General features: G+C 43.3%; 15 protein-coding genes. 4 read left to right on the top strand and 11 right to left on the bottom strand.

What is annotated here, in order from left to right; genetic code table 11:
- Positions 1–150 precede the first annotated feature (150 nt).
- Positions 151–1,611 (bottom strand): alpha-L-fucosidase, encoded by a 1,461-nt coding sequence (locus MKY95_RS14725; RefSeq protein ID WP_076317989.1) that lies wholly within the window; start codon positions 1,609–1,611, stop codon positions 151–153.
- A gap of 122 nt (positions 1,612–1,733) precedes the next feature.
- On the opposite strand from MKY95_RS14725, the gene MKY95_RS14720 reads away from it, so the two are divergent.
- A complete protein-coding gene (locus MKY95_RS14720; RefSeq protein WP_339199404.1) occupies positions 1,734–2,579 on the top strand; it encodes an AraC family transcriptional regulator in 846 nt (281 codons plus the stop codon).
- A gap of 28 nt (positions 2,580–2,607) precedes the next feature.
- Here the strand turns inward: MKY95_RS14720 and MKY95_RS14715 are convergent, their stop codons facing one another.
- The gene (locus MKY95_RS14715) at positions 2,608–3,693 is read right to left on the bottom strand and encodes a glycoside hydrolase family 99-like domain-containing protein (RefSeq protein WP_339199401.1); all 1,086 of its coding nucleotides are present in this window, start codon (positions 3,691–3,693) and stop codon (positions 2,608–2,610) included.
- A gap of 61 nt (positions 3,694–3,754) precedes the next feature.
- Entirely contained in the window at positions 3,755–4,846 is a 1,092-nt protein-coding gene (locus MKY95_RS14710; RefSeq protein ID WP_339199398.1) for a hypothetical protein, read from the bottom strand.
- Positions 4,847–5,034: 188 nt separating this feature from the next.
- Here MKY95_RS14710 and MKY95_RS14705 point away from each other — a divergent pair, with 188 nt between their 5' ends.
- On the top strand, positions 5,035–5,442 hold the full coding sequence (locus MKY95_RS14705) for a hypothetical protein (RefSeq protein ID WP_235193806.1): 408 nt from the start codon (positions 5,035–5,037) through the stop codon (positions 5,440–5,442).
- Positions 5,443–5,555: 113 nt separating this feature from the next.
- Here the strand turns inward: MKY95_RS14705 and MKY95_RS14700 are convergent, their stop codons facing one another.
- The 6 genes from MKY95_RS14700 to MKY95_RS14675 all read right to left on the bottom strand — a co-directional run bounded on the left by MKY95_RS14700 (position 5,556) and on the right by MKY95_RS14675 (position 12,165).
- Positions 5,556–6,902, bottom strand: a complete 1,347-nt coding sequence (locus MKY95_RS14700; RefSeq protein ID WP_076249443.1) for a glycoside hydrolase family 30 beta sandwich domain-containing protein — start codon at positions 6,900–6,902, stop codon at positions 5,556–5,558.
- A 22-nt stretch (positions 6,903–6,924) separates the two neighbouring features.
- Positions 6,925–8,568 carry a sugar ABC transporter substrate-binding protein gene (locus MKY95_RS14695; RefSeq protein WP_339199393.1) on the bottom strand — a complete coding sequence of 548 codons (1,644 nt, stop codon included), beginning with the start codon at positions 8,566–8,568 and terminating at the stop codon, positions 6,925–6,927.
- 37 nt (positions 8,569–8,605) lie between these two features.
- Positions 8,606–9,493: a carbohydrate ABC transporter permease gene (locus tag MKY95_RS14690; RefSeq protein WP_017688674.1), complete on the bottom strand. Its 888-nt coding sequence runs from the start codon at positions 9,491–9,493 to the stop codon at positions 8,606–8,608.
- A 15-nt stretch (positions 9,494–9,508) separates the two neighbouring features.
- Positions 9,509–10,498 (bottom strand): ABC transporter permease subunit, encoded by a 990-nt coding sequence (locus MKY95_RS14685; protein WP_200868492.1) that lies wholly within the window; start codon positions 10,496–10,498, stop codon positions 9,509–9,511.
- A 119-nt stretch (positions 10,499–10,617) separates the two neighbouring features.
- On the bottom strand, positions 10,618–11,640 hold the full coding sequence (locus MKY95_RS14680; RefSeq protein WP_017688676.1) for a LacI family DNA-binding transcriptional regulator: 1,023 nt from the start codon (positions 11,638–11,640) through the stop codon (positions 10,618–10,620).
- A gap of 180 nt (positions 11,641–11,820) precedes the next feature.
- Positions 11,821–12,165 carry a thioredoxin family protein gene (locus MKY95_RS14675; RefSeq protein ID WP_339199390.1) on the bottom strand — a complete coding sequence of 115 codons (345 nt, stop codon included), beginning with the start codon at positions 12,163–12,165 and terminating at the stop codon, positions 11,821–11,823.
- A gap of 118 nt (positions 12,166–12,283) precedes the next feature.
- Here MKY95_RS14675 and MKY95_RS14670 point away from each other — a divergent pair, with 118 nt between their 5' ends.
- On the top strand, positions 12,284–12,421 hold the full coding sequence (locus MKY95_RS14670) for a hypothetical protein (RefSeq protein WP_167350856.1): 138 nt from the start codon (positions 12,284–12,286) through the stop codon (positions 12,419–12,421).
- Positions 12,422–12,500: 79 nt separating this feature from the next.
- Here the strand turns inward: MKY95_RS14670 and MKY95_RS14665 are convergent, their stop codons facing one another.
- Complete coding sequence (locus MKY95_RS14665; protein WP_036608336.1) at positions 12,501–12,794, bottom strand: DUF3817 domain-containing protein; 294 nt, start codon at positions 12,792–12,794, stop codon at positions 12,501–12,503.
- A 205-nt stretch (positions 12,795–12,999) separates the two neighbouring features.
- Positions 13,000–13,968, bottom strand: coding sequence for a LacI family DNA-binding transcriptional regulator (locus tag MKY95_RS14660; protein WP_338594452.1), 969 nt, complete (start codon positions 13,966–13,968; stop codon positions 13,000–13,002).
- Positions 13,969–14,127: 159 nt separating this feature from the next.
- Here MKY95_RS14660 and MKY95_RS14655 point away from each other — a divergent pair, with 159 nt between their 5' ends.
- A complete protein-coding gene (locus MKY95_RS14655; protein WP_339199385.1) occupies positions 14,128–15,561 on the top strand; it encodes a glycoside hydrolase family 1 protein in 1,434 nt (477 codons plus the stop codon).
- The last annotated feature ends 158 nt before the right edge of the window (positions 15,562–15,719 follow it).

The following is a 15,719-nucleotide window of genomic DNA, read 5'->3' as shown; positions in this document are numbered from 1 at the left end:
CATCTTGGAGAAACCTCCATTATCACGGAGAGGATTTTGCATGGAAGTCAGCCCTATATATAGCCCAACCAAAAGAGCGCTATCCGATGAGTACAATACTCCTGGATGCGCCCTTTTCTATATTTACAGTATTTAATTTATCTTTGTTGATTAGTCCAATTTAATTTTGAAAACAATAGGCGCATTACTTTTCACAGTTGTCGTTGTGATCATCAGTGCGTCCGCTGTTCTCTCCCATTTCGGTTGTTCCTCGTAACCAAGTACCTGAATATCTTGAATGACCCCTTGAAAATGGTGAGAATTTTCCTTCAGGGATTTAATCTGCACCACCCCGTTATCTGGATAGGCAAGAACCGTGGCATACAGATCGCTTTCTTTTAACGTAAACCGTATATCTTCACTCGTAAATATCTTCGTATCCCCATCCGTGAATTGCCCTTCCTTCACCTCTGTCGGACCCTCGCCAAACGTACGCCAGAATGACGTGTCATAGATCGCTTCCCCATTCACTTCCAGCCACTTGCCAATGCTCAGCAAAATCTCACGATCTTCTTCCGGTATGCTGCCGTCTGCTTTGGGTCCAATGTTCAGCAGTAAATTTCCGTTTTTGCTTACAATATCGACGAGATCCCGAATGATCTCTTCAGCCGTTTTATAGTTATTATTTTCCGTATAACACCATGAGTTTTTAGCAACAGCTGTATCCGTTTGCCAAAAATAGGGCTTAAGCTCAGCGAACTGTCCCCGCTCCACATCCGGAACGGCACTACCAAACATGTAGGCCTCATGTTTATAATTGATAGCTACAGGCACACCCCATTCTTCGCCTTTGTTATAATAATAGGCAGCAAATTTTTTAAGATAGGGTTTGAACGCAACCGTTTGAATCCACCAATCAAAATAAAAGACCTTTGGCTGGTATTGATCGACCAGTTCACAACAGCGAATCAACCAGTCCTCCAGATACTCCTCGGTTGGAGGTGAGTCATACAAGTCGAAGTGATCCTTGGGTTCAGGCATGGCAGGCCAATAGAAATCCCCACGCTCCAGAGGTTCCTTAATATCTGAATCAAACTCCTTCCCATGAGACATGAAGAACCAGTGCTCGGCGCGGTGAGACGACACGCATAATGTCAGCCCCTGCTTCTCGTATGCAACCTTCATCTCACCCAGAAGATCCCGTTTGGGCCCCATTTCATATGTGTTATAGTGAGAGATAGAGCTTTTGTACATCTGAAAACCATCATGGTGCTCTGCCACAGGCATAACATATCTGGCTCCAGCCTGTTTGAATAACGTTGCCCATTCGTCTGCATCAAACTTCTCTGCACGAAACATCGGAATGAAGTCTTTATATCCAAAGTCCTTATGAGGTCCATACACCTCAAGGTGATGTTCATAAGCTTTGGTGCCTTGTATGTACATATTTCGCGAATACCATTCGCTATCATAGGCCGGTACAGAATATAGCCCCCAGTGAATGAATATGCCGAATTTCGCTTTTGGGTACCATTCTGGAACTTGGAAGGTGCTAAGCGAACTCCAGTTGTCCTTGAATTTACCGCTCTCAATCGTTGCTTCAATATGTTGCAAATATTCGTTTTTGTCCATGAGATGTTCTCATCCCTTCTGTTATTGTCTGTAGTTGTATTGTAGTGCTACGGCCGAAAGATAGACATGCAGAACACTAACTTTTAGATGGACAATAATAACCTTGTATGGAGATGAAAAGTATGAATCACCAAACTTTGCTTACGAACTACCTGTCCAATCTCCAAGTCGAATTATTCATGGTCAATTACAATCGGTGCGATACGGATTGGCGGGATCTGGATTACACGCCCGATTACAGCAAGTTTTATTTCATATGCGAAGGTGAAGGTTGGCTCAAAATTGGGGATGAGGAGTATTATCCTGCGCCTAATCAGCTTATTTTAATGCCAGAGGGGATCAAACAGTCTTACTCTGCCATTAATGAGAGTCCTTTTCTCAAATATTGGTGTCACTTTAGCGCAAAGGTTGGGGGAATCAATTTGTTCCAAATTCTGAAATTCCCACACATCTGTACGATAGATCAACCTGAGTTGATTCAAGCAATCTTCAGCAGTATCCTTACATATGCAAAATCCGATGAAGTCTATGGCCATATGATGGCCAAGAGTAAATTAACCGAGCTACTGTCCCACTATATAATGAATCTGGATCTGGATCAGATCTCTTTTATTAACGTGCCTGTCATGGAGAAACTATCCACCATTCTGGCGTATATTGATTCCAACATCGAAGAGAATATTTCGGTTCAAGAACTGGCCCAGATCGCATACATGCATCCAAATTATTTCATTCGATTCTTCAAGCAGCAGATCGGAGTTCCTCCGATCCTCTATATTACTGGCAAAAAAATCGATAAGGCCAAGGAGTTACTGGCCTGCACCCCGAACACAATCACTGCCATCGCCGAGCATCTCGGTTTCAGTGATTTGTATTATTTCTCCAGACAGTTCAAAAAGCATACAGGGTTAACTCCAACGGAGTACCGCAAACAACAAACGGTACTTACAACGAAACATGGTTTATAAATAAGACCATAGCAGAGAGAGAGTTCCCTCATTCGGAACTCCCTCCTATAGACTTGTTTCTATTCGATTCATGCTGAGTTACTTTCTTGAGTTCTCTCAAATAAGCGTAACCATAGTTTTGATCCGGCTCAAGATATGCCCCTTCCGCCCACTCGTTCCAGGCATTAACAAAAAGATACTGACTTTTGTACAGCGTCCTCGCTCGTTCCATCTGTCTGGACAGATACAGCCCAAACTTCTCTGGGGTGGCCCCGAGCGTACTCTGTCCGTCAACACCTCTCCGCGGTGTATTATCCCAATTGACAAAAGCACCTGGATAGACAATTTCTCCGTTACGGTGTGGTGTTCGTTCGAGAATGGAGGACCATACCTTGTCGTAATTCACAGCAATATGCTGCTGTCCCTTGATGTTCATTTCGATCCAGATTCCATTCATATGTCCATGTGCAAACGTATAATGCGGTTCAAATTCCATACTCGCATCAAAGACCTGACGATTAAATGTAGGGAATCCACCAATGGTCTGCACAAAATGAATCCCTTTCAGGCCATGCTTCAAAGCCAATTCACGCCAAAACTGAATCATTTCCTCACATTGCGGAATACTGGCTGGTCGATAGATCACAAACAACGGCTTACCTTCCACTCGAATATATCGTTTGTCCTTAAATACTTTTACCAAATAATTGAAATGTTCTTCCCAATCCTCTCGATCCCCATAATTCTGGGCCATGAGAATATCGGATTCTTGCCCATCCCATTTTCTTGTCCATGTCTCATTGGCCCAAGACAAACAAAAAGGAAAATCAGGCTCCCCACTATCCAAAATTTCATTCACTGGTTTTTCCAGCAAACGCTTGCCTTTGAACCAATAATGATAATAACAAAATCCATAAATGCCATGCTGTTTAGCCGTTTCCGCTTGCCACTTTCGTACATCTGGATCGGAAAGGTCATAATATTTCCCCTGAAATGGCTGTTTAGGCTGATGATGACCCGAATATAAAGGCGCGGCTTTTTTTACATTCGTCCATTCGGTAAAACCGTCCCCCCACCATCGGTCGTTCTCCTCAATCCGGTGAAATTGGGGCAGATGCAGAGCAATTACCTTCAATCAGAACTCCTCCAATGCAGCAACATGATGCAGCCTACGCTCCTGTGATTTTTGGGATGATTTATATGAAAATGATATCCAGCAGTCGCAATGTTTTTTGTAGATGGGATTGATTATATTTCATGTATGCCAGAGCATGGCTAGCGGCCAGTCTCCTTGCATCAACACTATGCCAGTAAAGTTCAAACTTCTGAGTGAGCTCTTCACAAGAGTTGTATTGTTGAAAGTTACTAAGGTCAATCCCGTTGCTCTGATTCACAGATGGTCCTATGAGTTGAAACGTCCCACATGCGGCAATTTCCATCACGTTTTTGATTGATTCGCCACGATGAATAACCAGTTTGCTTCCGTTATATAACATCTGACGAGCTTCATTCGTATGAACAGGCTTGAAATCCCCGATCTGTGCCCAACCCTTTCCATCTACCCGAACCTTTTTGTTATCCAAAAGACCCGATTTGGCAACAGCGTTGACGATGCCATCCGATTCTGCATCCCCGATGATATAAACATCCGATTCGTACTCCGAGGGAACAGCTTGCGGACAGAATATATGTGGATCAGGTGGCATGAACAGTTCATGACTACCAGTGCTTCCCATATGATGCTGATCATCGCTTATTTGGGTTGAATGTTGTGTAAACACGTGATCAAAAATCGGTAGAATAGTTTCGCTTTGATTCACTTGTTGATCGGCAGACAACCAGATGGCCTTTTTCACGGTGGATGTCCTTAATGCTGTAATATTCTCATCCGGCAAGTTTTCTCGGCTTCCGATAACCATAATCAGGTCAACATCATAGGAAGACAAACAGGCTGACACGGTTTCGATATATTTAATCTCATTCACATTTCTCACGAGATGTTTCAGACTCTGTTCAATCAGGACACAATGTGATGACATTTCTCGGTCATTACAAGGAGTGATAAGAAGCACATTTAACTCCTTATAGATCACTTTTGGTACTTCTCGGGTAGGTATGCTTCCCACCTGCATCATTTTCAGCCATTGCTGATTCAGTTCCAATTGCTGTACTTCCATATGTTTACGCATGGATTTGAGTTTCCTGTTCAGAACCACATTCATCTGTCTCAGGAATAACCGGTTCGCATCATGAACTGAACGTTTCTTTTTCGTGGACTTAACCTGCATTTTTGACTTCTTTTGGATAGCAAACCCTCCCGTTCCATACGAAAACATTCTCTGCCTACAATATGCATGACATAGTGTTTCGCTAACTCTTTTTTTGCAAAAGGGGCTTTATCCCAAGTATATAATGTGTGGCCACCCGGATCATTCCAGATCTTGTCCTCATAGAATATATGAATACTGTATAGGAGATGATATCTTTGCCAACTTTTGATAGCATCCTTGTCACCGGTAATCAGACCATTAACCAAGATCTGCAAGTTAATGGTAATCAAACCGTTGGTGTCGATCTAAACGTCAATGGCAGTCAGACCATAACAGGCAGCCTTCAAATCAACGCCAGCTCCTCGATTGTCAACCATTTGGGTGTAGGCGGAGTGATTGAAGCTGGAGATAGCGTTAAGGCCGCTACACAATTAATGGCACTTAATCAACCTACTCTTCCAGTCTCCCTCCCCGTTTTGCAACAATTCAGATATTACAATCCTGGTGTTGCAGGTCAACCCGGTCTGGTCTTAACAGGGACAGCTGGCAACCAATATATACTGTTCGTTGATGAGAGTAGTGGGACACCCCATCTCGCTATTCAGCCCGTATAATATAACCCTGAATAGATGAATTTCACCAAAAGAAGCGATATCCGAGTACATTCCGGATATCGCTTCTTTTGGTTTCTTTTCTGATGAAGCCTACTTATAACTCCATCCATTTATTAATCTGTGATCAATACGGACATGACACTCTTGCTTTCCAGCTGGAACTTCATCAATACATCGTCGCGTAGCTTAACCTGTATGTTACCCGTCTTCTCCCCATCATTGAAGAGGACTAGAGCTACGGAACCATCGGCATTTTTAAAAGCCACAGAACAAATTCCATCATAACTGGATGTTGATTCGATCCGAACAGCCTTCGGACGGATCACAGCACTAAAATGAGCCAGAGCATAATAATCAAGTGTATACGTAAGTTCCTTTGTTTGCTGATTCACCTGTACGATGCCACGGCACGTACTTTGTCCAAAGCCAGGGACCGTAGGACCGTTGTTCTCATCAAGTGCCATATTCCAGAGTACAAATGACTTGCTGTAATTACGAAGAATGTGGATTCCCGTTCGCATCACATTCGAGAAGGCTTGCTCAAATGGCGGAATCCACTCCCCGCCTGAGCCTTCAGTGAAATGCACTTCTTTACCTGCAAAAGCTTCATAAACCTTCGTTTGAGCGGAAGCATCGCCCCCGTACCAGTGCCAGGCCACGCCGTCCACTTCATCTCCCGCTTGTTCAAGTACAGTCAGGGGATAGTCCGGTTGATCCCAGTTGTGATCGTAACAGAGAATCTTGGTTTGAATATTGTTTTGCACAAAGGCTGGTTTGAGATGGTTTTTGATAAAATCTGCTTGTGCTTCGGCTGGCATCAACATACCGGGATAGTGCCTTGGTTCATAAAGCGCCTCATTCTGTGGTGTGATGGCATGGATCGGTAATCCATGCTTGCCATACGCTTGAATGTATTTCACGAAATATTCAGCATAAACGGGATACCATTCAACCTTCAACTGTCCGGTAATCATCGATCCGCTCGTTTTCATCCATCCCGGTGCACTCCATGGTGAAGCAAACAGTTTCATTTCAGGATTCAATGCCAACGCCTTTTGCGTTAAAGGAATAACATCCTCTTCATCATGTGAAATACTAAATTGGGTTAATTCCGGGTCCGTCTGCTGTTCGGGCATATCGTTATAACTGTATACCGTTCTCGCATAGTCCGAAGCGCCCATCGGATTACGGATGACTGACAGCCCGATCCCTTTCTCCGGATGGAATAGTCGGGTCATGACCTCATCCCGTTGTTCCTCATTCAAGATTTGGTTGATCAAATAGGCAGATGAATCGGTAAAAGAAGCACCAAATCCGTCCATCTCCTGATACGTTAGCTGATCATCCAGATGGATGGTCGTTGTCTCCTTATCAGCATCCAGTGGTTTCAATTGATCTTGGGTTAGAGATACAAATAAATCTTCTTCACCCGTAGATTTGTACATTTTAAATGTAGTCATAAGATTCTCCTTCATATTTCTATTATTGAATGCCTAGTTTCTCTTTGTTCAATTTCATCTTTTCACTGCGTACCTTCACAATCTCTTCCCAACGATTCTCACCTAAAAATGACTTGTAAGAAGCCAGTGCATTGTCATACGAGGCATCATCCTTGGAACGTACCATACTGACCAGTGTTGTATTCCACTTCGTATTGATTGCTGACAACGCACGAGCTTCAGGTGTACCTTGATCCGGGCTAATATTCTCCAGAATAAAGTGTGGTTTCAGCTTGCCTTTGCCCCACTCCTGCATCTGTTTAATCGCTTCAGGAAAAGCATCTGCACTGAGTGCTTTGTGGCGGTCATGACCGAAGAACATAAACTCACCCATTCGATAATCCTTTTTAAATTGATCCGCATTATGCAGTTGCATGTCTTTCACTGCTGGCAGTAATTCTACACTACCGTCGGCTTTGGTTTGGAAGGTCTCCCCTTCGATCCCGTAATTCATAAGCGTCTGTCCTTCTTCACTCAATAAGTACGTAAAGATTTGAATTGCCTTGGCCGGGTCTTTACAGTCCTTGGAAATAAAGTTGATCATCCAGCCTGTAATACCGGACTGATTCAAGGTTGGCTCATTGCCCTTGGTACTCTGTGGCCCATCAATGGCGACGTATTCTTTGCCTTCATTGGCGCTCATATAAATTTGCAGGTTTCCTCCCTGTTGAGGTGTGCCATCCAGCAACATCGTTGCATATTTTCCCGATTTCACTTTCTCTTCAAAAGCCGTACCATCATCGGCAAAACTGTCATCACTGATATTGCCGTCTCTATACACGGTGTTCAATGTTTTCAACCACGTGAGGTAATCTTCATCCAGGTTACGATCATAGAATTCTCCATTCTCGTTCTCAAGCGGAACACCAATGAAGTCTTGCAACGTATCTCCGAGTGAACCCGTTCCTTCACCTACGGCATTAAAGCCGAATGGAATCAGCGCAGGGAACTTCTCCTTGATCTGTTTCATCACACTCTGGAATTCTTCTGGCGTTCCAATGACCGGACTACCCAAAGCTTCGTACACATCTTTACGAATGATAAATGCCGTTTTGGCTGGAATGTTACCACTATCATAATCCTCTTGCGTATTGGAATAGTTCGGGTAACCATAGGTTTTACCATCCGCCAATTGGAACCAGTTCAATGTATCGGCAGCTGCAACTTTATTAAAGTAAGGATCATATTTTTCCGCCAGATCGTTCAGCGGCATCGCCCAGGTTGCTGCTTTTTGTACCACAGGAGAATTGGAGTCAAATACGGTCAGCAAGTCAGGCATATCTCCACCGGCGAAAAAGGTGTTTAACTTGGTATCATCACCCGTGATGAATTTAATATTGATGTTCAGATCCTCTTTGATTTTCTTGGTAACAATGTCCTTGCCAAAATCAGTGTTCCACCAGTCCGCATTGACGTACCATGTCAGGTCGGTAGCCTCTTCCTTTTTATCCAACTGCCAAGCTGGCTTTTCCGGGTCAACCGTATAACGATCTTCAATGGATACCCAATTCCCTTCACTGGAGCCCCCCGATCCACCGCTGCAACCTGTAATCATAAGTACGGCTGTGAGCAGTGTTGCGAGCAATTTAATTCCTTTTTTGCCTGCTGCCTTGTTCAACTTCAACATATTTTTGTTCCTCCTCAAAATGGGTTATTGGTTGCTCCTATTCCTTGACTGCTCCGAGCATCATTCCCGAGATAAAGTATCTCTGAACGATGGGATAGATCAGCACGATAGGGAGTGTCGTAATGACAATGGTGGCTAGCTGCACGCCTTTGGTCGTTGTTTCTATCACAGCCGAACCCCCGACATTTTGCATGGATTGTGTCTGGGACTGAACGATAATCTCATACAACATCATCTGAAGTGGATACAGTGACTGATCGGTAATGTATAACTTGGTTGTCATGAAGTCGTTCCATTGCCCCACCCCATTAAATAGCGCAATTGTAGCCATGGCAGGCATGGAGAGTGGAATGAAGATTTTCAGGAAAATATGCCAATCCCCTGCACCGTCAATCTTGGCCGATTCTTCCAGCGAATCCGGAACATTCCGGAAGAAATTCATCAGAATTACGACATCATAGAAGCTGAACAACGCCGGAATAATGTACACCCAGAAGCTGTTTAACAATCCAAGTGATTTGATTAACAGGTATGTCGGGATCATGCCGCCCGAGAAGAACATGGTAATAACACCCATGGCAACGTATAATTTACGGCCTCTTATGTACTTTTTGCTCAGACCGTAACCAACCATGGCACAGAAGAACACATGTGTAACAACGCCAATCGTTGTTTTGGACACCGATATGAAGAAGGCCTGCCATATGCCCTGATCATTGAATACAGCTCTGTAATTCTCCAGCGAGAATTCCGGTGACCAGAAGATGAACCCACCTTCCGCCAACGCTTTGCCTGAGCTAAAGGAAGAGATGATGACATTCCAGAGCGGGACCAGAATAACGATCGTACAGATGATTAACAAAATCATATTTAAGGTATCAAAGATCCGACTATCGAGATCTTCTTTTGCCACCTTTCCATTCACGCGGGATGCCTCCTTCTACAACACAGATTGATTATCGTTTAATTTGCTTGTGATTTTGTTTGCCGTGACGAGTAGAATAACAGAGATGATGGAGACACCCAAGCCAACGGCCGTTGCATATGAAAAGTCGCCCTGAGACATCCCCATACGGTAGACGTACGAATTGATGACTTCCGCTTTATCGCGGTTCTGGGAGTTCATGAGAACCAGGGTCTGATCCAGATTTGACCCTAATAAACCGCTTACAGTTAAAATCAGATTTAGGCTTATGATTGATTTCATGTTGGGCAATGTGATATTCCAGATCTGTCTAAGACGGCTTGCACCATCAATTTTGGCAGCTTCATAATACGTTGGGTCAATCTTTGCCATGATCGCCAGATACAGAATCGTTCCCCAACCTGCTTCTTTCCAAATATCCGATAACGTAGCAATCCACCAATACTTGCCTGCATCCAGCAAGATGTTCTGCGGTTGCGAGATCACTCCCAGGCTAAGTAACAACTGATTAAATAAGCCCGTTGTCGAAAACCAGGTGATCAGCATTCCCCCAAGTACGATCCAGGACAAAAAGTGAGGTAAATATGAAACCGTTTGCACAAACTTCTTGAATCGTCCGCTGTTTAACTCGTAGATCATGATCGCGAGAATGATCGGAATGACAAACCCGATACCTAATTTCAAAAAACTGATCCCCAGCGTATTCACAACTGCATCCCAGAAGTATTTATCTGATAAAATGATTCTGAAATTATCGAGCCCTACCCAAGGAGCGGTAGCCAGCGTATCAATGACCGTGTAATTTTTGAAGGCAATTGTCAAACCGTAAATCGGGATGTAACAGAAAATAATCATAAAGATAATGCCTGGGATAATCATCGATTGAATCTCCCATTGTCTCCGATAATCGACTATGAATTCTTTAATCCGTTGCCCGATGGGTTTCTTCCCATTGGGACTGATCGCATTTTTACCGGTTGAAGTCTCTACGGCTAATTTATCCACGTTTTTTTACTCCCCTCCATCATGCATACATGTTTATAAAAACGTTTTTATTTTTCGGCATAAAAATCCCCTTTGCTTTTATTTATGTAAAAAAAGACCGGAGAAGAAGCTGAGTCAACTTATGTACGGTAGTCTTTCCGGTCGATCTTCACATGGCTTGAACCTCTAACCACCAGCTCACCCGCCAATTTCTGTGCAGCCCCTTGTTCTTTCTCCTTGATCATACCCACCAGTTGATTGATTGCCAGGATACCCTGTCTTGCAATTTGATTTCTTACCGTTGTGAGTGGTGGAGAAAAATACTGTGCGATATCAATATCGTCAAAACCCACGACACTAACATCTTGAGGCACTTCAAAACCCTCAGACTTCAACGCATGCATACAGCCAATTGCACTCAAGTCATTCCCTGCAAGAAATGCATCAGGCCGCTTGCCGGGGTGCAAATGAAGAAAAGATTTTATCGCACTATACGTGCTCTCCTCCTCAAAGTACCCTTGTATAATGTAATCTTCATCGATTGGAAGCTGGTATTCATGCAAGGCAGCCAGATAGCCGTCTCTACGCTGCACACTGTCAAACATCGTGTCCACGCCCGAAATATAAGCAATTTTCTTGTGCCCCAGCCCAATTAAATACTTGGTTGCTTCATAAGCAGCCACATACGAGTCAAAAATGACACTTCCCATCGTATCACTCTGATAGACCCGATCCAGAAAAACCGCCTTGATCTTGTCTTTCTCCATGGCGATAATATCTTGCTCATCGATCCGAAGCTCTTCGTAGATAATGACACCATCCACCCGCCGACCCAAAATATTACTCATAATAACGTGTTTATCCTTGGTCACAAATACATTCAAACCATACCCAAGACGATCACATTCGCGAGACATTGACTCAACCAGCTTATAGAAATACGGACCCGATACACTTGTAGTGAAAAAACCAAGCATTTTGGTTTGACCGGACTTCAACAGCTTGCCATTCAGATTGGGCACATAATTTAAACGCTCTGCCACCTTAAGAACATGTGATTTTGTCTCCGGGTTCAAGACATCCACACCATTTAAGGCGTTGGAGACCGTAGATATGGATACGCCCGCTTCCCTTGCTACATCTTTAATCGTTATCTTTGCCATAAGTTTTGTTCCTTTACTATAAAAACGTTTTTATAATGTTTAAATTATCATAAAACCGTTTTCATGGCAACACTTTAATTTGCGAGTTCAAACATCATGTACTTTATTCATAGCTATATGCCACTGCGGGCGCAAAAAAACGGCTCATGTATGAGCCGCCGTTCATGAAGCTTTAGCTTTCTATTCCTCATCCTGGATATACATGGAGTGAATCTGTTGCAGCTGCTCTTCCAGACGTTCCAAGCGAACAAAACGATCCGCTCGAATATATTCCTTCTGCTCCACAAGCATGATCATTGTTGGAACGGTAAAAACAAGAAACTTGGAAGCAACTTCTTCCACGTCGTTAGCATTAATGTGACCGAGGTATATTGATGGATAAGGTTCCAGCAACGCCCTGATCTTGGGGAGTAAAGCGTAACATACACTGCACTCTGGACGAGATACATACAAAAAAACCAATTCATGTTGTTGAATAACTTCTTCAACCATTTCTATGGATGTTAACTCATGAATATCTTTCATAGAAGCTCAACCCTTTCAATCATTCAATAGCTTGCTCATTTAAACTTTTTCTTTTCAAGTATAGCCTATATGCGTTAGAATCAAATGGAATATATCCCCATATGAAAGAGGTTATGGTATGAAAAAATCATTCTTGTTTCTGTTCACTGCGCTGGTAGTTGTTACTTCCTTCTCGGCATATGCACCTGTATCGAATGCCTCTGGCGATATTGGAGTCAGCTTATTGTCCGATCGTCAACAAGGTACAGTAAAGTAGTACTTGTACAGAAAGTAACAGGCGACAATTCGGATAACATCTGAATTAGTCGCCTGCTTTCATTTATTCTTATTGATTTTTATTTCCAATCTCTCTTCCGAAGATAAGATTCAAATACAAAAGTTCCAAACGGCAGTAGACCGGCCAGTCCACCCATCAGCCAGCGCGTTATCTTCCACTTCTTGACTAAAGCCAAGTGAACTAGCGCAATTAGGTACAAAGGAAACAAAATACCATGAATCATGCCCATTACGGCTACAGCGGAAGAGATATCTGCAAAATATTTCAGAGGCATAGCAATAAAAATCAACAGAAGTAAGGATACGCCCTCCCATATGCCCGCAATTCTGAATCGGCCTGTCACTGTCTTCATAAAGTTCATTCTCACCTTTCCCGCAGATCGTTTGTGAAATATGTAACTTGTAACATGATACAAAAACCTCACGCCACATCTCCGTACAAATATGTCGTTCTGAAGCTCATATTCAGTATAACGTATGTGTCCGATTCGAAGATGCTTCAAATTTGAATAATTATTGAATCCATAAAACCAGATTTCCACATCAGGTCTTATGGATTCAAGTTGTCTCACGCTCAATCAGCTGGTATGTCAGCTGCTCTGTCTTCAACTCTGTTTTACCCAATACAGCCCACAAGTGATGGAAAGCCTGGGTGGCTTGCTCCGCAATCGGATTGTGTATGGTCGTGATTCCAAGAACACGGGAAAGCTCGATATCATCAAACCCCACAATGGCGAGTTGTTCCGGTACCTGAATATTTCGTCTGCGTGCTTCACTCAGAATACCGATGGCTGCATAATCATTCGAACATAATACGGCCTGTGGAAGTTCTGGTCCCTCAGCCATTCTTCGCATCGCTTCTTCGCCGTCGGAGGAGCTGAATACGGAATATTGATATGCTTCAGTCCACACATGCAACCCTCTGCTCTTCATGAAAGATTCATAGGCTTTACGGCGGCTCTGGGTATTCAAACTTTCAGCCCTGCCAAATGCATTGGCAATTCGGGTGTATCCTCTTGATACCAGATGCTCCAGAGCTAACTTATACCCTTCTGCCTGATCCATCGCAACAGACGGAATCTCGTCGTTCCCCATTCGCTGCCAGGAGACAATGGGCCCATACTCCATATAAGCTTTTAATTTCCGAGGATCATTGACACAAGCAATAATAACTAGACCATCAACTCGTTTACTGCGCAGATCTTCGAACGCCTGCAATTCAATCTCCGGATCTCCACGGGATGTATAGATAATCGTCTGAAACCCAAAATCCATGGCTGTATCAATGAATTGATTCATGAATGTAAGAATGATCTCACCTGTGGTAGAGGTCACAATTCCAATCTGCTTTGTCTGCCCTGTCGATAACGATATCGCATTTCGGTTGGGAATATAATTCAACTGTTTCATAATATCCGTTATGATCTGTCTTGCTTCATCACTAACATGCGGAGAATGATTAATCACGCGTGACACTGTCGCTTTTGAGTAACCTGATCGCTTCATAATTTCATCAAACTTGGACATCGGAGACTCCCTTCTTGCTAACGAACTATAGAATAATAGTATGCCTCAGATCTGGGTCAAAAGTAAAACTTGACGTGTAACCCGTTACAACGTTTAAGCTTTTTTTATGTCATATATGAACAACCTCTTAATATCAATTTGATGAATGGAGCGATACACATGAGCAACTCTCAAAATCATACCTATCAATTCCCGGAAAATTTCCTATGGGGTGGCGCAATTGCAGCCAACCAGGCTGAAGGTGCATACAATCAAGGCGGCAAAGGATTATCTACTCAGGATGTAGCTCCCAAAGGCATCATGGGTCCAATCACGGAAGAACCAACCGAAGATAACATGAAACTGATCGGTATCGATCTGTATCATCGCTACAAGGAAGATGTGAAACTGTTTGCCGAGATGGGCTTCAAGGTATTCCGTACTTCCATCGCCTGGTCCCGGATTTTCCCAAAAGGGGACGAGCTGGAACCAAATGAAGAAGGTCTGCAATTCTACGACGATCTGTTTGACGAGTGTCACAAATACGGGATCGAACCACTGGTTACGCTGTCCCACTATGAGACACCTCTTCACTTGTCCAAAGAATACGACGGTTGGGTTAACCGGAAAATGGTTGGATTCTATGAGCGTTATGTAACTGCCGTATTTAAACGTTATAAAAACAAAGTAAAATACTGGCTTACTTTTAACGAAATCAATTCGATTCTTGAAGCACCCTTTATGAGTGGTGGCATCTATACGCCGAAGGAGAAGCTTAGCAAGCAAGATCTCTATCAAGCGATCCATCATGAGTTTGTGGCCAGTGCTTCCGCTGTGAAGCTCTGTCATGAGATCATTCCTACGGCACAGATTGGTTGTATGATGCTCAGTATGCCTACCTATCCGCTGACACCAAATCCAGACGATATGATCAAAGTCATGGAATTCGAACATAGCAACTATTTCTTCGGCGATGTACACGTAAGAGGTCGCTACCCTGGTTATATGAAACGTTACTTCCGTGAAAATGGAATCGAGATTCAGATGGAAGCTGGCGACGAGGAAATGTTGCTGAATACGGTAGACTTTATCTCTTTCAGTTATTACATGAGTATCTGTCAGACAGCAGACCCGGAGAAACAAATCGCGGGTGAAGGTAACCTTCTTGGGGGTGTACCTAACCCTTACCTGCCAGCGAGTGAATGGGGATGGCAGATTGACCCGCAAGGATTGCGTTATGTGCTTAACATGTTCTATGACCGTTATCAAAAACCACTGTTTATTGTAGAAAATGGTCTTGGTGCTGTTGATGAATTGATCACAGGTGCGAACGGTGAGAAAACAGTTGAAGATGACTACCGAATCCAGTATCTGAATGATCATCTGGTTCAGGTTGGCGAAGCCATTGAAGATGGCGTTGAAATTATGGGTTATACATCATGGGGTTGCATTGATGTTGTCAGTGCGTCTTCTGCCCAGTTGAAAAAACGTTATGGTTATATCTATGTGGATCGTCATGACGATGGATCAGGAACACTCGAACGTTATCGCAAGAAATCCTTCCATTGGTACAAAGAAGTGATCAGCAGTAACGGGAAAAGTTTGCAACGTTAAGGCTTTTTAAGTAAATGTAATAGATACATTCTTCTATCCCCCAGACAAATCACATGAAAAGTGTCGGTTATACGATACCTTGGCATGTTTTCTGTCTGGGGGATTTTATTTTTATTTTCAAAAAGAAACACCCGATGATACACATCGGGCATTCTCCA

This window comes from Paenibacillus sp. FSL P4-0176, assembly GCF_037975265.1.
GTDB classification, from domain to species: Bacteria; Bacillota; Bacilli; order Paenibacillales; family Paenibacillaceae; genus Paenibacillus; species Paenibacillus amylolyticus.
This window is presented reverse-complemented; position numbering and strand designations above follow the sequence as displayed.